The organism is Streptomyces sp. NPDC058086 (assembly GCF_042885015.1).
GTDB lineage: Bacteria > Actinomycetota > Actinomycetes > Streptomycetales > Streptomycetaceae > Streptomyces.
Map to the genome: position 1 here is coordinate 41,341 of NZ_JBHVST010000043.1, position 16,529 is coordinate 57,869.

At 69.8% G+C, this 16,529-nt stretch carries 14 protein-coding genes and 1 tRNA gene; 7 read left to right on the top strand and 8 right to left on the bottom strand.

Annotated features, from left to right (window positions below; genetic code table 11):
* Positions 1-357 precede the first annotated feature (357 nt).
* The 3 genes from ACFVWD_RS29390 to ACFVWD_RS29400 all read left to right on the top strand — a co-directional run bounded on the left by ACFVWD_RS29390 (position 358) and on the right by ACFVWD_RS29400 (position 5,040).
* Positions 358-2,328: a transglycosylase domain-containing protein gene (locus ACFVWD_RS29390; RefSeq protein WP_389600448.1), complete on the top strand. Its 1,971-nt coding sequence runs from the start codon at positions 358-360 to the stop codon at positions 2,326-2,328.
* 111 nt (positions 2,329-2,439) lie between these two features.
* Positions 2,440-3,741, top strand: coding sequence for a hypothetical protein (locus ACFVWD_RS29395; RefSeq protein ID WP_389600389.1), 1,302 nt, complete (start codon positions 2,440-2,442; stop codon positions 3,739-3,741).
* Between the two features lie 156 nt (positions 3,742-3,897).
* Positions 3,898-5,040: an amidase domain-containing protein gene (locus ACFVWD_RS29400; protein WP_389600391.1), complete on the top strand. Its 1,143-nt coding sequence runs from the start codon at positions 3,898-3,900 to the stop codon at positions 5,038-5,040.
* Between the two features lie 22 nt (positions 5,041-5,062).
* On the opposite strand, the gene ACFVWD_RS29405 is transcribed toward ACFVWD_RS29400, so the two are convergent.
* The 3 genes from ACFVWD_RS29405 to ACFVWD_RS29415 form a co-directional block, all read right to left on the bottom strand.
* The gene (locus ACFVWD_RS29405; protein ID WP_389600393.1) at positions 5,063-5,788 is read right to left on the bottom strand and encodes a DUF4383 domain-containing protein; all 726 of its coding nucleotides are present in this window, start codon (positions 5,786-5,788) and stop codon (positions 5,063-5,065) included.
* A 151-nt stretch (positions 5,789-5,939) separates the two neighbouring features.
* On the bottom strand, positions 5,940-7,328 hold the full coding sequence (locus ACFVWD_RS29410; RefSeq protein ID WP_389600395.1) for a hypothetical protein: 1,389 nt from the start codon (positions 7,326-7,328) through the stop codon (positions 5,940-5,942).
* A 72-nt stretch (positions 7,329-7,400) separates the two neighbouring features.
* A complete protein-coding gene (locus ACFVWD_RS29415) occupies positions 7,401-8,177 on the bottom strand; it encodes a DUF4097 family beta strand repeat-containing protein (protein WP_389600397.1) in 777 nt (258 codons plus the stop codon).
* 178 nt (positions 8,178-8,355) lie between these two features.
* Here ACFVWD_RS29415 and ACFVWD_RS29420 point away from each other — a divergent pair.
* Positions 8,356-8,430: transfer RNA gene (locus ACFVWD_RS29420), tRNA-Val, on the top strand.
* A gap of 79 nt (positions 8,431-8,509) precedes the next feature.
* Here ACFVWD_RS29420 and ACFVWD_RS29425 read toward each other — a convergent pair.
* Positions 8,510-10,480, bottom strand: a complete 1,971-nt coding sequence (locus ACFVWD_RS29425; protein ID WP_389600399.1) for a SpoIIE family protein phosphatase — start codon at positions 10,478-10,480, stop codon at positions 8,510-8,512.
* Between the two features lie 208 nt (positions 10,481-10,688).
* Between ACFVWD_RS29425 and ACFVWD_RS29430 the strand changes: the two genes are divergently transcribed.
* Positions 10,689-11,216: a GNAT family N-acetyltransferase gene (locus ACFVWD_RS29430; protein WP_389600401.1), complete on the top strand. Its 528-nt coding sequence runs from the start codon at positions 10,689-10,691 to the stop codon at positions 11,214-11,216.
* A gap of 132 nt (positions 11,217-11,348) precedes the next feature.
* On the opposite strand, the gene ACFVWD_RS29435 is transcribed toward ACFVWD_RS29430, so the two are convergent.
* The 3 genes from ACFVWD_RS29435 to ACFVWD_RS29445 all read right to left on the bottom strand — a co-directional run bounded on the left by ACFVWD_RS29435 (position 11,349) and on the right by ACFVWD_RS29445 (position 13,170).
* Positions 11,349-12,236 carry a nuclease gene (locus ACFVWD_RS29435; protein ID WP_389600403.1) on the bottom strand — a complete coding sequence of 296 codons (888 nt, stop codon included), beginning with the start codon at positions 12,234-12,236 and terminating at the stop codon, positions 11,349-11,351.
* A gap of 74 nt (positions 12,237-12,310) precedes the next feature.
* Positions 12,311-12,652, bottom strand: a complete 342-nt coding sequence (locus ACFVWD_RS29440; RefSeq protein ID WP_389600405.1) for a hypothetical protein — start codon at positions 12,650-12,652, stop codon at positions 12,311-12,313.
* A 110-nt stretch (positions 12,653-12,762) separates the two neighbouring features.
* Complete coding sequence (locus ACFVWD_RS29445) at positions 12,763-13,170, bottom strand: winged helix-turn-helix transcriptional regulator (RefSeq protein ID WP_389600407.1); 408 nt, start codon at positions 13,168-13,170, stop codon at positions 12,763-12,765.
* A gap of 117 nt (positions 13,171-13,287) precedes the next feature.
* On the opposite strand from ACFVWD_RS29445, the gene ACFVWD_RS29450 reads away from it, so the two are divergent.
* Positions 13,288-14,163, top strand: coding sequence for an alpha/beta fold hydrolase (locus ACFVWD_RS29450; protein ID WP_389600409.1), 876 nt, complete (start codon positions 13,288-13,290; stop codon positions 14,161-14,163).
* Here ACFVWD_RS29450 and ACFVWD_RS29455 read toward each other — a convergent pair.
* Positions 14,125-15,648 (bottom strand): hypothetical protein, encoded by a 1,524-nt coding sequence (locus ACFVWD_RS29455; protein ID WP_389600411.1) that lies wholly within the window; start codon positions 15,646-15,648, stop codon positions 14,125-14,127. The two genes, ACFVWD_RS29450 and ACFVWD_RS29455, sit on opposite strands and share 39 nt — an antisense overlap.
* A gap of 145 nt (positions 15,649-15,793) precedes the next feature.
* On the opposite strand from ACFVWD_RS29455, the gene ACFVWD_RS29460 reads away from it, so the two are divergent.
* Positions 15,794-16,282 (top strand): MarR family winged helix-turn-helix transcriptional regulator, encoded by a 489-nt coding sequence (locus tag ACFVWD_RS29460; RefSeq protein ID WP_389600412.1) that lies wholly within the window; start codon positions 15,794-15,796, stop codon positions 16,280-16,282.
* The last annotated feature ends 247 nt before the right edge of the window (positions 16,283-16,529 follow it).

The window sequence follows — 16,529 nt, forward strand, 5'->3', positions numbered from 1 at the left end:
CGTCGCACGGAAGACCCTGCGAGCCGTCGTGCGGAAGGCTCCGTGAGCCGTCGTGCGGAAGACTCCGCGAGTCGTCGTGCGGAGGACACGGAGAACGAGACTCCCGCCGAGCGAACCACTCAGCTTCGCCTCCCGCCCGGCATCGAGGAGACCACTCAGCTTCGCCTCCCGCCCCGCGCCGAGGAGACCACTCAGCTCCGCCTCCCGCCCGGCGCCGAACGTCCCGCCGAGAAGACCACTCAGCTTCGCGTCCCGACTCCTGCCGAGATCGAGGCGCGCTCAGGTGCGGAGGACCCCGCACAACGCGCCGATCGAGGGACGAATTCCGGCCATCGCGGCACCCGGCGCAAACCGGCCATGCCCTCCGCGCTCGCCGGACGCTGGGCGCGCATCGCCCGCCGTCTGAAACCGGCGTACCCGCGCCCCGGACGCACCGGCTGGCGGCGCTGGGTGCCCTCCTGGCGTCAGTGGCTGGGCGCCTGGGGCCTGGCCATCGGGCTGAGCGGAACGTTTCTGGTGATCGCCTATGCCGCGACAGACATACCCCAGAACCTCAACACGTACGCCACCCAGCAGGACAACGTCTACTTCTGGTCCGACGGGACGCCCATGGCCCGTACCGGGTGGGTGCGGCGGCAGGCGATGCCGCTGAAGGACATACCCCAGGACGTGCGCTGGGCGGTGCTGGCCGCGGAGAACCAGAGCTTCTACTCCGACCCGGGCATCTCCTTCAAGGGCATCACCCGCGCCCTGGTGCGCACGATCGGCGAGGGAAACACCGAGGGCGGCTCGACGATCACCCAGCAGTACGTCAAGAACGTCTACCTCAACCAGAACCGCTCGGTGAGCCGCAAGTTCACCGAGGCGATGATCTCCCTCAAGCTCGACCAGAAGATGAGCAAGGACAAGATCCTCGAGGGCTACCTCAACACCAGCTGGTTCGGCCGCGGCACGTACGGCATCCAGCGCGCCGCCCAGGCCTACTACGGCAAGGATGTCGGCGAACTCAACGCCAGCGAGGCCGCGATGCTCGCGGGTCTGCTGAAGGGCGCGGGCCTGTACGACCCCACCCTGAGCCAGGCGAACCACAAGCGCGCCGTGGAGCGCTGGTCCTGGATCCTCGACCGCATGGTCAAGATCGGCAAGCTGTCACCGGCCGAGCGGGCCAAGTACACGAAGTTCCCCGAGCCGACCACGCAGTCCCAGACCTTCGACACCGGCAAGCAGAGCGACTACCTGGTGGAGCTCGCGACCCAGTACGCCAAGAAGGCCGCGCACATCTCGGACCAGCAGTTCGACCTGGGCGGCTACCAGATCTACACGACCTTCGACCGGAAGCGGGAGACGGCGCTCGCCGACGCCGTGGCCAAGGCCCGCAAAAAGGCCCTGAAGGACGACCCCAAGACGGCGAAGACCGCCCACTACGGGGCCTCCTCGGTGGCCGCCGACGGCAAGATCCTCGCCGTCTACGGCGGCCCAGACCACCGTACGCAGGGCTACAACGAGTCCAACGCGACCACCGTCCCGGCCGGTTCGGCGTTCCTGCCGTTCGTCTACGCCGCCGGGCTGGAACACGGCGTCCACAAGACCCGCGACAGTACGGCGACACCGGTCACGCCGGAGACGCTCTACGACGGTGACGACAACATCCCCGTCACCACACCCGAAGGGCCCTACTGGGACCGCGCCAACAAGAAGGTCGCCGCCCACAACGACGGCAACAAGTCCTGGGGGCAGATCAGCCTGCGCAAGGCGCTCGCCGAGTCCGTGAACGTGCCGTTCATGCAGCTCGGCATGGACACGGGCCTGGACAAGGTGCGGCAGACCGCCGAAGCGGCCGGGCTGCTCTCGTCGACCATGGGACCCCAAGTGCCCGCGCTGTCCCTGGGCAACTCCACACCCAGCGCGATCCGGATGGCCAACGCCTACGCCACCTTCGCCGCGGGCGGGTCGCACACCGAGCCGTACTCCGTGCGACGCATCACCCGCAACGGCTCCCAGGTCGCCCTGGACACCCCCCGCCCCCAGCGCGCGGTGAGCGCCGAGGTGGCCCGTGAGGTCACCGAGGGGCTCACGGACGCCTTCGGCACGGCGCACCCCACCGCTGCCCAGAGCGCACCGGACACGGCCGGGAAGGCCGGCACCACCGCGGACGACACCGCCGCCTGGTACGTCGGCACGAACCGTTCCGTGTCGACGGCGATCGTCCTCTACCGCATCGACCTGACCAAGAGCCTCGAACCACTGCCGCTCAAGGGGCTCGCCGGCGCGTCCGCCGACGACGTCCCGTACGGCATCTGGGCCGGAGCCATGAGCCCGCTCGGCTGACCGCGACGGCCACGAGGCCGACCACCCCGACGGCCGAGAGGCCACCGCGCATCCCGATGGCCGAAAGGCCCCCGCCCGCTCCTTCCACCCCCCTCGCAGAATGTGCCCCGTATGAACTCGAAGCACAGCGGTCACCGCCGCCGCGAACCCGCACCCGCTCCCGGTTCCGCCCGCCAGGGTTTCGTGGCCATGGCGGCCTTCCTCGTCGTGACGTCGACGACCGCCACCTACCTGGCCCTGAACCACTCGGACAACACCACACCTGCCGCCTCGGCCGGCGGCCCTCGCTCCGGGGCCAGCGCCACCAAGACGACCAAAGAACCCCCGTGGGACGGCAAGACGAAGGTGCTCGGGGACGGCTCCACGTCCTACACCGGTCCGCAGAAGGGCCAGTTGAAGCCCGTCCCGCTCAAGCCGGGTGAGAAGCCACCCCAGTTCGTCGTCTTCTCCTGGGACGGCGCCCTCCAGGGCGACGACAAGCTCTTCACGCACTACCAGGAGTTGGCGAAGCAGTACAACGCTCACATGACGTTCTTCCTGACCGGCATCTATCTGCTGCCCAAGGACAAGAAGACGCTCTACAAACCGCCGATGCACGCGCCGGGCGCCGCGGCGATCAGCTACGCCACCGACCAGCACATCCGCGACACGCTGGAGGAGCTCGGCAAGGCGTACAAGGAGGGCAACGAGATAGGCACCCACTTCAACGGTCACTTCTGCGAGGACAAGGGCGGCGGGGACTGGAGCGTGGAGGAGTGGGAGAGCGAGATCAACCAGTTCTTCTCGTTCGTCGAGAAGTGGAAGACCAACACCGGCTACACCGACCTGCCGGCCCTGCCGTTCGACCCCGCGAAGGAGGTCAACGGCGGTCGCGCGCCCTGCCTGGAGGGCCAGAAGAACCTGCTCAAGGCCATGAAGGCGACCGCCAAGGACTACGACTGGCGCTACGACGCGAGCTCCTCGGGCAACCTCCAGATATGGCCCAACAAGAAGGAGGGCGTCTGGGACTTCCCGTTGCAGCTGCTCCCCTACGAGGGCGGCAAGTTCCAAGGTCTGTCCATGGACTTCAACTTCCTCGCCAACCAGTCCGGCGACTCGACCGAGGGCGACCCGGCCAAGTACCCCGAGTGGGAGCAGGAGACCGTCGCGTCGTACATGGACGGTTTCAACCGCGTGTACTACGGCAGTCGCGCACCGCTGTTCATCGGCAACCACTTCGAGAACTGGAACGGTGGCATCTACATGAAGTCCATCGACCAGGTCGTCAAGAACGTGTGCACGAAGAAGGGCGTTCGCTGTGTGTCCTTCCGTGAACTGGCCGACTGGCTCGACGTGCAGAAGCCCGAAACCCTGGAGCGCCTGCGCAGTCTGGATCCCGCGCAGTCCCCGGACTGGTCGACGGTGGTGAAGTAGCCGTGAACGGCGTCCTGGCTCTGGGTGCGTCAACTTACTCTTTTCTCAAGGGAGTTGACCTGGGCGTGCATGAAATCCCCCCGGGTTCACCACAGTTGAGGAGGACGTGTAAAGATTCCCTCCCCGGCATCTGATCGGGTGTAAGGAGAGTCCTCAGTGAGATCGAAGACGTTGAGCCGATGCTCGACCCTGACGGCGATCGCCGTCTCCGCAGTGCTGCTTCCCCTTTCCTCCGCCCACGCGGCGACCGCGTCCGTCACCGTGAACCGGGCGACGACCGACGCGTTCGGCCGGATGGCGGACGCCGTGCTCACCGACCGCACGGCGGCCCTCCTCGACAAGAGCCAGGCGGCACCCCGTACGGCCCTCGCGTCGAAGTCGACGGGAGGCGTCAAGCTGACCGCCGCGCTGACGAAGACGGAGGACACCGCGGTGACCTCCCTGCGCGGCACCCGCTCCCGCCTCGCGGCGCTGGGTGAGGCCTACACCGCAGCCGACACCAAGGTCACCGTCGACAGGACGCGCAGGTGGGGCAAGGTAGCCACCGCCTGGGTCACCGAGACCACCGTCCTCACGTACAAGAAGATCCGCGGCGACGAACCCGACACCACGGGCTTCAACGCACACCACGTCCTGACCTTCGCCGCCCAGCCGGACGGCACCTGGAAGCTCTCGGGCCTGCGCACGACCGACAAGGGCCCCCGCCAGGTCAACGAACCCGTCACCGCCGCCCCCGCGCGCAGGACTCCGATGGCCGTTGTCGACGCCCCCCCGGCAGCGACCACGTATCCCGCGCCCGCCAACCCCAAGAAGCTCACCGGAGGCGCGTACGACTACGCGGCGATGGCGACCTACGCCGAGAAGTACTGGAAGAACTACAACACGGCCTACCGGAAGTTCAACGGTGTCGGCGGTGACTGCACCAACTTCGTGAGCCAGAGCCTGCTGGCGGGCGGCTGGCAGCCGATCAGCACCGTGACTCCGGAGGAGTACGACACCTGGTACTACGTCGCCAACGGCCAGTCCGACTCCTGGGCGGGCGTGAACGAGTGGTCCTGGTTCACCCAGACCGCCAAGCGCACCGCGCCGCTGGCGAACGCCTACCAGATGGACGTCGGTGACGTCCTGCAGGTGGACTTCGACAAGGACGGGTCCAAGGACCACACCATGATCACGTCCTACCGCAGCTCCAGCGGCGTCCCGTACCTGACGTACCACGACGCCGACACCTACCGCCGGTCGCTGTCGAGCATCGTCGCGTCGTACCCGACCTCGGCGTACTACGCGTACCGCACCTGATCACCTGGTCACCTGAGGTGACCTAGGGGTCCGTGGTCCTGGGCGGCTCGGCGGCCTTGGTCTCCGATGCCTTGGTCTCCGATGCCTTGGTCTCCGGCGCCTTGGATTCCGCTGCCTCGGTGGTTTCCGCTGCCTCGGTTTCCGTGCCGCCCACGGCCTTGGGCGTCGGCGCGGCCCTGTGCGACTGCTGCAGGGCCGTTGCCGAGGCCGACTCCCGCAGCGCCCGGATCTGCTCCGCCTGCTCGGCCTCCTCGGGGTGGCGGGCTTTGTAGTACGGGTTGTCGTGCGGCAGGGCCGAGCCGACTCTCCCGTACATCCCGAAGAACATCAGCAGGACGCCGACCACAAAGCTGAACAGCACGTTCTGGATGCGGAAGGCGAGGAAGTTGTAGCGGCCGTCCAGCAGCGCCAGGTTCAGGAAGCCGTTGAGGACGAACAGGACGCCGAAGACCATGTTGAGCGTCGAGGCGAAGTTCCCGCCGATCACCATGCCCACGAACAGCAGCAGCCCCACGCAGATGGACAGCACGCTGAGCGAGCCGTTGGTGTTCAGCCCTATGACCGTGTCCCCGTGGGTGGTGAAGAAGCCGACCTTGTTGGTCAGGCCCAGGATGCCGAAGGCGAGCAGGAAGAGGCCCATCAGGCCCGCGCCGATCCGGTAGAACGTGTTCAGCCGGTGATCGACCGGCAGATGGTCGTCGAAGGCGATGCGTCGTCGGGTTCCGGGACGAAGTACGTGCGTGGCCATGTCCGCCTCCCTCTTCAGCTAGCGGAGGCCGTACGTACATCCCAGCATCCGCCCGGAGGCCGGGGACCGCCAACACAGGGGACCGGGATCGCCGACACCGGAGGCCGGGATCGGCGGTACCGGAGACCGGCACGACGGGTACGGCAGAAGCTCAGACCGGGCCGCCGCGCTCCTCGCGGATCTGGGAGACCACCCTGGCCGCCGTGGCCCGCACCGCCTCCGTCTCGGTCAGGAAGTGCCAGTAGTCGGGGTGGCGCCCCTCCAGCGCGGCGATGGCACGCTCCAGCCGGGCGACGGAGTCGTCGAGCGGGCGGGCGTGCCGCGGATCCGGGGTGTTGCGGCCCGACATGGCCAGGCGCTGGGCGTCCCGGATGGCGAAGCGGGTGCGGTCGATCTCCTGCTGGGGGTCCTTGGACACGGCGTTCAGCCGCCGCAGCCGGTCGCCGGCCGCCGACACGGCCTCGTCGGTGCCGTTCAGCAGCGCGCGGACCGTGGACAGCAGCGAGGTGGCGTCCGGCCAGCGCTGCGCGTCGCGCGCGACCTGCGCCTCCTTCAGCTTCAGCTCGGCCTGCCGTACGTTCTCGGTGGCCTGCTCCGGTACGTGCTGCAGGTCCTGCCAGCACGCGGCCGCGAACCGGCGCCGCAGCTCGCTCAGTACCGGCTCCACCTGCCCGGCGCGGGTGGTCAGCGCCTGGGCGCGGGTGCGCAGCGACACCAGCCGGTGGTCGATCTCCGCGGCCCGCTCCGGCAGCCGCTCGGCCTCCGCGCGCACCGCCCCGGCCTCCCGCGAGACCCGCTCGGCGCGCTCCAGCGTCTCCGGTACGCCGTGCTGTCCGGCCCCCTGGTTGAGCTTGGTCAGCTCGGGCCCGAGCGCGGCGAGCCGGCCGGCGAGATCATCGGCTCTGAGCCCAGTCTCCCGTGCGCCGTCGAGGGCGTTCGAGGCGGCGAGCAGGGCCTGGCGGGCGCGCTCGACGGCGGGCGCGAGCCGGGCGAGCTGCGTCTCGGCCTTACCGAGCAGCGGCCCGAGCCCCTGCGTGAACCGGTCCAGGTCCCCTTTCACCCGCCCCAGCTGGTCCTTGGCTGCGGTGAGTTCGGCGCGGGCGCGGGTGGCGACCGACGCGTCCAGCTCGTCCCGGTCGAGGTCGTGGGCGTCGACGGCCTCGATGTACTTCTGACTGGCCTCGTCGATGCGCCGGCCAAGCGCCTCGAAGTCGGAGACGGCGCGGCGGGCCGCGGGAGAGTCGTCGACGGCGGTGATGGTCTCGATCGAGATCCGCAGATCGCGCTGGGCGCTGTCCAGTTCGTAGAACGCGGCCGCGGCGGCGTCCTTCGCGGCCTGCGCCTCGGCCCGCTGACTCTCGGCGCGTCCGCCGAACCAGCGCCGGGTGCCGCCACCGGCGAAGGCGGCGGGCAGGACGAGGGCGGCGAGCAGCGGGAGGGTGACGAGGGTCAGCACGTCACGGCACCGATGGGGCTGACGGCGTACCGACTGCGCGCGTGGCGCAAACGGCGTGTACGGCTCTGAAGGTGTCGCCGTCACATCCCTCTCCCGTGCTGTCATCCGCCTTGCCGGTTCATTCTCCCACCGGTTAAGGACGAACACACGGGCCGGTTAGTTCGCGGTTCGTACTGTGATGCTTCCGTCGTTCGCGTGGGCGGACACCACATGGGAACTGGCCGGGTCCCGGGGCACGGACACCCGCACGGATCCGTCCCCGCTCTCGGCCGTCACCCGATAGGTGTCGTGGGGCAGCCCGATGGTGAGCGAACCGTCCTGGCTGCGGGCCTCGACCAGGTCGGGTACGACGCCGAGTTCGAGCTGTACGGACCCGTCCGATGACTGGGCGCGCACGCGGCGCGAGTCGATGCCGAGGGCGTGGATCGAGCCGTCGGCGGTACGCAGGTCCAGCGCGCCGGAGGAGTTCGTCACGCGGACACTCCCGTCCGACGTACGGATCCCGACCGCTTCCTTGAACCCCTCCGCCCGTATGCTCCCGTCCCCGTCCACGACCTTCACCGCGACACCGCGCGGCACGACGATCCGGTGCTTGGCGCTGCAGTCGGCGACCACGCCGGAACACTTCATCCGCAGCGTCAGCCGGTCGTCCTTCATCGCCCAGGTCACGCGCGGACCCCCACCGACGACGACGTGTCCCTGGAACCACCGGGTGACCTCGACCTTGTCCGCCTCGGCCGACTCGGCGACCACGAGCTCCAGCGCGGAGTCGTCCGAGTCCACGGTGAGCGTACGACCGTGCAGCGCGAACGCCCGATGCTCCGGATGCCTGTCGTCCCCGGCACTCGCCCCGCAGCCTGCGGCGGTCGCGACGAGAGCGACGACGGCACCGGCGACGGCCGCCGTCCGCGCAGGTGTCTTTGTCCGAGCCATGAAGATCTCCCCCTGGAATGAACGCCGACGCGCTCCGATGCCCTTCGACGCCTTTCGACCGTACGGTTCCGGGATGCGCCGGGGGATCCGGGCTGCTCCCGGACCTGAGGTGGGGTTAACCCCCGGAAACGGGTTTGCGGGGCATCCCCCCGGGCAATGTAGGCTGTCGACTCGTCCTGGGCGCGTAGCTCAGCGGTAGAGCGCCGCCCTTACAAGGCGGATGTCGGCGGTTCGAAACCGTCCGCGCCCACCAGTCTCAGGACACGAGCAAGGCCCAGATCAGCGGGTGGGTACCCGGAGATCTGGGCCTTGATCTTTCCGCGAGGGTGGCGTCATGCGCGGCGGATGACCAGTACGGCCACGTCGTCGAGGTGGTCCACCGCGACCGCGGTGTCGAGGACGCGGTCGGCGGTCTCCTCGGCGTTCAATCCGTCATGGAGGGCCGCGCCGGCCAGCGTTCCTGCTCGCTCCAGTCCGGCTTCCAACGTGAGGCCCGGTCCTTCGACCACTCCGTCGGTGACCATCACCAGCGCGCTGTCCTCGTCCAGGGTGAAGGTCTCTTCGCGGTACTCGGTGTCGGGCACGACTCCCAGGACCGGCCCGCCCGCCAGCTCGTGGATGCTGTGGCTGCCGTCCTTGCGTGCGCACAGCAACGGCACATGGCCGGCGCTCGCGCCGGTGACGCGTCCGTCGCCCGGGTCGATGTGCAGCATGGTGCAGCTGGCGAATCGTGCCGCGCCCATCGTCACGAGCAGCTCGTTGGTGCGCGTCAGCACGGCTGCGGGATCCGGTTCGTGGGCGGCGATCGCGCGGATGGAGGCACGTACCTGTCCCATGGCTGCGGCGGCGTCCACGTCGTGTCCTTGGGCGTCGCCGATCTCCATTGCGACCGTGCCGTCGGGCATCACGAAGGCGTCGTACCAGTCTCCGCCGATGTCCAGCCCGTCCCGGCTCGGCCGGTAGCGGGCGGCGACCTCCAGGCCCGCGAGGTGCGCGGGCAGCGTGGGAAGCATGGTCTTCTGCAGCGCCGTGGCCAGCTCGACTCGTGCCTGCTGCAACCTGATGCGCCTCAGTGCCTGGCCTGCCAGGTCGGCCAGCGTACCCATGAGGGTCCGCTCGTCCAGGGACGGCCGGTGTCCGCTGGCGTAGGTCACCAGCCACGCCCCGAGCGGTTGATTGCCTGCCTCGCTGAGGGGGGTGATGGATGCGGCGTAGTCGGAGCCGAGTAGGCCGAGCCGCGGAAATTCAGCGCCGTGTGGCCAGCGGCGGATGTAATCCTGCCGGTCGAGGATGAGCTGCGGCTTGCCGGTGCGGATCGACTCGGGCAAGGCACTCGGATGGTCCAGCGGCAGGCCGTGCATGACGTCGACCTCCCACATGGCTATCCCGGCATCGGTGGAGACGCGCAGGCGGCCTTCGTCGACAAGCGCGAGCAGGGCACCGCTGGCGCCGAAGGTCGCGGCGAGCCGGGTCAGGGCGACCTGCTGCAGCTCCTGCTCCGTGGCTGCGGTGATCAAGGCGGAAGAGAAGTCGGCGATGTCCTTGGCGCGCTGTCGCTCGGCAGTCAGTGCGGCCTGCGCCTCCTCCTTGCGCTTCTCCTGCTTGGTGTCGTCGCGGACCAGCCCGAAGATCCGCTCGGGGCCGCCGTATCCCAACTGGATCCGACGGGTCTGGGCGGCCAGTTGGTGCCAGCCCTCGTGCTGGGGGAGGTACCGCACCCTCACCCAGGGGGACTGCTGGGTGGAGGCCGAGCGCAGGAGCTGCCGCAAGGCCCCCCGGTCGTCAGGGTGCACTGCCAATACCACTCTGGAAAGCGGCGTAGCGGCATCCGGGAAGAGCGCGGCCACGGCGGGTGCGCCACCGAGCCACTCCATCTGGTGGTCATCGGGTGAATACATCCACAGGCCGAGACGGGCGGCCGTGGTGGCCATCCGGAACGGGATCAACAGGCTGGTCAGGTCGTTCCGCGCGTCCAGTGCGCGCACCCAGACCAACTGCTCGTCACTGTCGGGATCCTTGACCGACCGCGCCTCGATCAAGCTGGCAACGGGTGCTCCGTCTCGCGCGGGGAAGTCCAGTACCCGCATCGCGACCGCCTTCGTCTTGGCGGCGTGGGCCACCAGGCTCTCGGCCGACATTCGCTGGCTTGCGGGCCACAGATCACCGAAGTCACGTCCCAGGCACTGCTCCTCAGACCTGCCCAGTGCTGTGGCCATCGCAGCGTTGAGGCCGCGGACAGCACCGCCCAGCGTCAGAAGAGCCGCCGGGTCAGCCCCTCGAAGGAGTTCGCCCGAGGCGTCCATCTGCGACTCCCTGCCTCATTCCAAAACATCCCATTCATCCATAATCGCGCATTTTGCTGTGCCTTTGGGTTGCGCGATGGAGATCTGAGGTCCAGGTCGGCCTGGTGCTCCGCCGCTGGATCAGGACCGTGCCGGGCATGCCGTAGCGGGACCCGAGGGCGCCGGAAAATCGGTGGTTGCGCTTGTGGGTGCTGGCCATACTGCGGCCATGGATCCCGTGACTCTGGAGACCGCGCGACTTCTGCTCAGGCCCTTCGGCCTCTCCGACGCGGACGCGGTGTACGCGGCCTGTCAGGACGAGGACATCCAGTACTACACGCCGGCGCCGTCGCCGTTTCGGCGTGAGGATGCCGAGAAGTACGTCGGGGAGACCGCGCCCCGGGGCTGGGCAGGGGATCGCGACCACATTCTGGGTGCCTTCCGGTCGGACAACGGTGCCCTGGTCGGTTCGTACTGTCTGACGAGGCTCTCCGAGGGGGTCTACGAACTCGGCTACTGGGCGGCCAAGGAGCAGCGCGGCCGGGGGTACTCCGCGGAAGCGGCCCGGGTTCTGTGCGACTGGGGTTTCGCCGTGCTCGGGGCGCATCGGATCGAGTGGTGGGCGATGGTCGGGAACGTGCCCTCCCGCGCACTCGCAGAGAAGCTCGGCTTCACCGTCGAGGGAACGCTGCGCCATCGCACCGTGGTCAGGGGTGAACCGCGTGACTGGTGGGTGGGCGGACTTCTGAAGTCCTGACGGTCGAGAGTTCGGACGGCCGAGAGTTCGGACGGCCGAGAGTTCGGACAAGCGAGAGTTCGGACAAGCGAGAGTTCGGACGGTCGAGAGTTCTGGCCATCGAGAGTTCTGGCAGTCGAACGTCCGGCCTCGTCATTCCTCGGCGAAGACCAGATCCTCGATCGGGTGGGTCATGCGTACCGTCCCGCCGTCGACCTCGACCACGTGGTGCAGGCCGGTGATGGTCTTGGCGGTGGGGCCCTGGGAGAGGATGCGGAATCGGTCGGCGCCGCCGAAGAGGTAGCTGGGGAAGCAGTCCAGCGAGGAGTCGGGCGCGAAGCGCAGATGGTCCGCGAGGCGGCGGAAGAGCTTCGGGAGCAGCACCAGGTCGTCCGTGAGGGAGGACAGGCCGGTGATCGCCGCGCCGGCGGTCGTCCTGTCCTTGGCCCATACGCCGAGACCCGCCGACCTCGCCTGCTGGGCCACCGCGGTCAGTTCGGTGCGCAGGTCGGGGAAGAGGTCCGAGTAGAAGGTAGGGAAGACCAGGCCGAGCGCGAGCAGGTGGTGGTTGGCGGTGGTGCGCAGCAGCGGTACGTCCACGGTGATCCAGTCGCCGCTCTTCTTGCCCGCGGGTGGCGCGCCGCGACCGGCCAGCGCGACGCAGCGGCTGTGTACGTCGATCCCGCTCGCCAGGACGAAACCGGGCACGCTCTCCGGGGTGCTGGCGGTGACCTTCTCGCCCGCGTGCTGGACGGTGGTGAATCCGAGCCAGTTGAGCAGCTCGTCGCGGGCGGCGTGGGCGAGGTCAAGTGGCTGGTGCACCTCGTGCGGGCCCGCGCCCAGATAGTGGGTCTCCAGCGCGTCGATCGCGTCGAGCCGCAGGTTGGCGCCGCCACGGCTGTTCCGGTGCGTCTTGTCGATCTTGTGCGTGCCGGGGATCTCGTACCAGAAGGCCGCGTCGTGTGGGTCGAAGCGGACGGTGTCGCCGTCCGGCTTCGCGTTCAGGATCCGGTAGTCGCCCTCGATGAGGAGCATGGGCATGAGTACCTCCGCGTCAACGCCGGTGACTCATTGTCGCCACGCGGCGGCTCCCTCGCACCCGGAGTGATACGGATTTACGACGTTTGTGGCGGCCCTTCGTGGGCGTGCTTCAGCTTCGCGCGGGCGTCCACCGTGTCAGGTGGGGCGACCGCCGACCAGAAGCGGTGGCAGGTGACGAAGACGGCGAGTTCTCGTTCGCGTTGGCGGAGCTTCTCGACCTCGGCCTGTTCGTCGGGTGTCCAGCCGGGGGAGGCGGGGCGCTCCACCTTGCGCCAGCCCTTGTCGTCGCTGAAGCCGTCCAGGGGCTCCACCGACCAGGGGAGCCTCTTGAGCAGGGCCAGGAGCTCCGCCCGGACCTGATGCAGCTCCTCCTGGCCGGCCAGGAGGTCACTCGGGAAGTCATAGGTCGCAGCCACGCGGCAATGGTACGCCTGTTCGAATTTGAGGTGCGAGTTCCTTCGGGGACTTCACGCGAACGGGTGGGGCGTCCAGGTCGGACGACGTCCTGTCGCGGCGGCCCGAACCGTCAGTCGTCGTCGGTGAGTTCGCGGCTGCGCGCGTTGGCCCGGTCCACCTCGGCCATGTGCTCCTCGGCCCAGGCCCTGACCACGGCGAGCGGGCCCTCCAGCGACAGGCCGAGCGGAGTGAGCCGGTAGTACACGCGCGGCGGCACCGACGGCTCCACCCTGCGGTCGACCAGGCCGTCGCGGGTCATGCCCTGGAGGGTGACCGACAGCATCTTCTGTGAGACCCCGGGCATCCTGCGCCGCAGTTCCGCGAAGCGCACCTCCTCCGGGGATGCCTCCGCCAGCACTTTGACGGCCATCGACATCCACTTCGTACCGATCCGGTCGAGCAGGCGACGGGTCGGGCACTGCGGATCGAACAGATCCCCGCGATTCCCGTCGCGGGGCTGCGGCGGCGAAGGGGTCATGAGGGGGTCACCTGGAGCTCACCACCTGTCGTAGAAGTGCCGTCTTGGCGTCCCCAGGCTAGTTACCTACGGTTTGGTTGTCACCATTGGTAACCGCCCCCGGCTCCTGGAGGTCTCATGTCCGTCGCACTCCGGCAGGTCAAAGCCAACGGCGTCGCACTCAACGTGGCCCTGGCCGGCGAGGGCCCGGCCGTCCTGCTGCTCCACGGCTTCCCGCACACCTGGCGGCTGTGGACCCACGTCCTGGACGGGCTCGCCGGGCGGTACCGGGTCATCGCACCGGACCTGCGCGGATGCGGCGCGAGCGCGCGCACCGCGGGCGGCTACGACGCCGGTACGCTCGCGGCCGACGCCGAAGCCCTCCTCGACTCCCTCGGAGAGACCTCCGCCGCCGTGATCGGCATCGACGCGGGCACCCCGCCGGCCTTCCTCCTTGCCATGCGCCGCCCCGACCTCGTCCGGCGACTCGTCGTCATGGAGTCGCTGGTGGGCAGGCTGCCGGGCGCCGAGGAGTTCCTCGCCCACGGCGCGCCGTGGTGGTTCGGCTTCCACGCGGAATCCGGCCTTGCGGAATCCGTTCTGACCGGGCACGAGGACCGGTACATCGACTGGTTCCTCGACGCGGGCACTCTCGGGCAGGGCGTGGATCCCGCCATCCGTGACGCCTTCGTCCACGCGTACACCGGCACCGAGGCCCTGCGCTGCGCCTTCTCGTACTACCGGGCCCTGCCCGAAAGCGCCCGGCAGATCCAGGAAGCCGTTCGGACGGTCCGGCTGGCCGTGCCCACCATGGCCATCGGCGCCCGCCCCGTGGGCAGTGCGCTCGAACGACAACTGCGGCCGGTGGCCGACCACTTGATCGGCCACGTCATCGAGAACTGCGGACACATCATCCCGCTGCACCGCCCGGAGCGGCTCCTCGGCCTGCTGGAGCCGTTCCTCGCCCTGGAGGGATCAGGGGGTCAGCTTCGCCATCACGGCCCGGGGCAGTGACGGATTGGCCGCGGCCGCCTCCGCCACCCGCCCCTCGTCGTCGCTGAGCAGTTCGACGATGACCTCCGCGGGCAGGGACGGGTGGGCGGCGGCTGCCGGTCGCGCCTGTCGGTCGGTCAGGCAGGCGAGCAGGGACGGCGCCGTCGCGTTGGGGTGGCGGGCCACCTCGCGGAACGCCTTCTGGACCGGTGGGTCGTGTCTCGTCACGTGCTCCAGGAGGGACGGCGACGCGTCCGGGTTCGTCGCCACCCTGGCCAGCACCCGGACTCCGTGACGGTCGATCATGGCGCGCAGCCGGGCCTCGGAGAGGCCGGGGTGAGGGGCGATGGACTTGAGCACCTTCGCGTCGGTGTCGGCGGCCAGCGCGTCGCGGATCCCGGGCGGCAGATCGCGTCGTGCGGCGAGGAGCATCCGTACGACCGGGTCGCGCGACTCGGCCAGTTCCTCGACCTCGGCAGGGGTGGCGGCGGCGATCCGTGGCAGCAGGGTCGCGCCGATCTTGGCGGTGCCCGCCAAGGAGGCCAGCACGTCCAGTGGTACCTGGGGATTGTGAGCCACGCTGCGCCGTACGTCGGGGCTCACGTCGGTGGCCAGCGCGCGCAAGTGGGCGGCGTCGAGCGCGGGGTTCTCGGCGAGGTCGGCCCGTACGCCGGGCAGAGGGTCGTCGGCCAGCCGTCGCCCTGCCTCCGGGGGCAGGTCGGGCCGGGCGGCGAGCGCCCAGCGCAGCAGGCCGGAGGAATGGTCGGCGAAACCGGCGGCGGCTCGGGCGGGGGTAGCCGGGTTGCTCAGTGCCTGCCGCCACATCTCGTGCAGGGTGGACTCGTGGGAACCGGTGCAGAATGCGCCCGGCGGCAGGTCGTCGGCCGGGCGCGGGCGAGCGAGAGCGGCCGGAGTCCGCTCTCGGTCGCAGACCAGGCAGCGCCGCGCCGGAGGCAGCCCGTCCCCGGTCAGCAGCATCTCCAGTACGGCCGGTGGTGTCGCCTCGTTGACCGCCACCGCGCGGCGGACCTCGGCGTGCGGGTGTCGCGCGAGCCGGGCGGCCATGTCCGGCGTGGTCCACAGCGCGAGCTCGGCCACGACCGCGATCTCGGAGTCGGCGGCGAGCGTGTCCGTCACGTCGGGTGGCAGGTCCGGGCAGGCGGCCAGCTTCGCGCGGCGCTCGGTGACCGGATCCGTCGCGAAGCGGCGTGCCCACTCCGGGGGACCGGCCCCCGTGTCGAGCAGGGCGAGCGCGGCCTGCGGCTGGGCCACGGGATCGATGTCGGCGGATGTCAGCCGTCCCTCGTACGCGAGGCGTACGGCGATGTCCTCGGCGCGTGCGGCCAGCGCGCGTGCCTGCGCGTGGCCGAGGTCCGGGCGGGCGGCGAGTTCCGCGGCGATCTCCGCGTCTGCGTCTGTCTCCGCGATCGCGACCGCGATCAGTCGGTCGACCAGCTCGGCGGGGAGGGCCGGGTTGGCGGCGAGCCCGCACAGGATGTGGTTCACGGGGGCACATCCTGCCCGGGGCGTGCGAGAAGCGCCCGTGGATTTCTCTCCGGCTCCGTCGGCTCTCCCCGCATCAGCGAATTGCTCAGCCCAGACTGTGCAGTCTCAACTGGACAGTCTGGACTGAAGGTCCTAGCGTGGGGGCATGAACGGCAGCAGTGACAGCAGGGACGACACCGAAGGTGTCGACGGCGTCTCCGGGTCCGCCGCGCGTGCCGCGCGGGATCTGCGGGTCGCGTTCAACCGGCTGCGGCGGCGGATCAGGGAGGTCGCCGAGACGGAGGGGGAGGCGCAGGACCTCACGCCCTCCCAGGTGTCCGCGCTCACGCTGGTGAGCAAGAGCGGCGCCGCGACGGCCAGTGGACTGGCGGCCGCCGAGGGGGTGCGCCCGCAGTCGATGGCCGCCACGCTCGCCGCGCTCGACCAGTACGGGCTGATCGAGCGCAACCCCGATCCCGGGGACGGCCGGCGGCAGCTCGTCACACTCACCGACGCGGGGCGCGAGCGCATCGAGGGCACCCGGCAGGCCCGTGCGGAATGGCTGGCCCGGGCCTTCGAGGACCGCTGCACGGAGGCCGAGCGGCAGACCGTCATCGAGGCCATGGCCGTACTGGAACGGCTCACCCGGCCGTGATGCCCAAGATATCCGGACTCGCTCGCTCCGACTCCACCGGCAGGCCGACCCCGCCCGCGTGGGCTCCGCGGCCGGACTCCTGCGCACCTTCATGTACCTCGGCGCGAAGGTCGCCTCCGCCGCCGACGCGGCCGTCTTCCCCCATGGCGCCTACACCGGGGGCCTGCACCACCTGGCCCTCTTCATGCTCGCCGGAGCCGCGCTGCTCCTGGCGGTGACCCTGCTCGACCGATCCCTGCGCACCCTC

Excerpts from the sequence above, each read along its gene's own strand:
- ACFVWD_RS29390 (WP_389600448.1), top strand. The coding sequence starts at position 358 with ATGCCCTCCGCGCTCGCCGGACGCTGGGCGCGCATCGCCCGCCGTCTG.
- ACFVWD_RS29395 (WP_389600389.1), top strand. The coding sequence starts at position 2,440 with ATGAACTCGAAGCACAGCGGTCACCGCCGCCGCGAACCCGCACCCGCT.
- ACFVWD_RS29405 (WP_389600393.1), bottom strand. The coding sequence starts at position 5,788 with ATGGCCACGCACGTACTTCGTCCCGGAACCCGACGACGCATCGCCTTC.
- ACFVWD_RS29415 (WP_389600397.1), bottom strand. The coding sequence starts at position 8,177 with ATGGCTCGGACAAAGACACCTGCGCGGACGGCGGCCGTCGCCGGTGCC.
- ACFVWD_RS29425 (WP_389600399.1), bottom strand. The coding sequence starts at position 10,480 with ATGGACGCCTCGGGCGAACTCCTTCGAGGGGCTGACCCGGCGGCTCTT.
- ACFVWD_RS29430 (WP_389600401.1), top strand. The coding sequence starts at position 10,689 with ATGGATCCCGTGACTCTGGAGACCGCGCGACTTCTGCTCAGGCCCTTC.
- ACFVWD_RS29435 (WP_389600403.1), bottom strand. The coding sequence starts at position 12,236 with ATGCCCATGCTCCTCATCGAGGGCGACTACCGGATCCTGAACGCGAAG.
- ACFVWD_RS29445 (WP_389600407.1), bottom strand. The coding sequence starts at position 13,170 with ATGACCCCTTCGCCGCCGCAGCCCCGCGACGGGAATCGCGGGGATCTG.
- ACFVWD_RS29450 (WP_389600409.1), top strand. The coding sequence starts at position 13,288 with ATGTCCGTCGCACTCCGGCAGGTCAAAGCCAACGGCGTCGCACTCAAC.
- ACFVWD_RS29460 (WP_389600412.1), top strand. The coding sequence starts at position 15,794 with ATGAACGGCAGCAGTGACAGCAGGGACGACACCGAAGGTGTCGACGGC.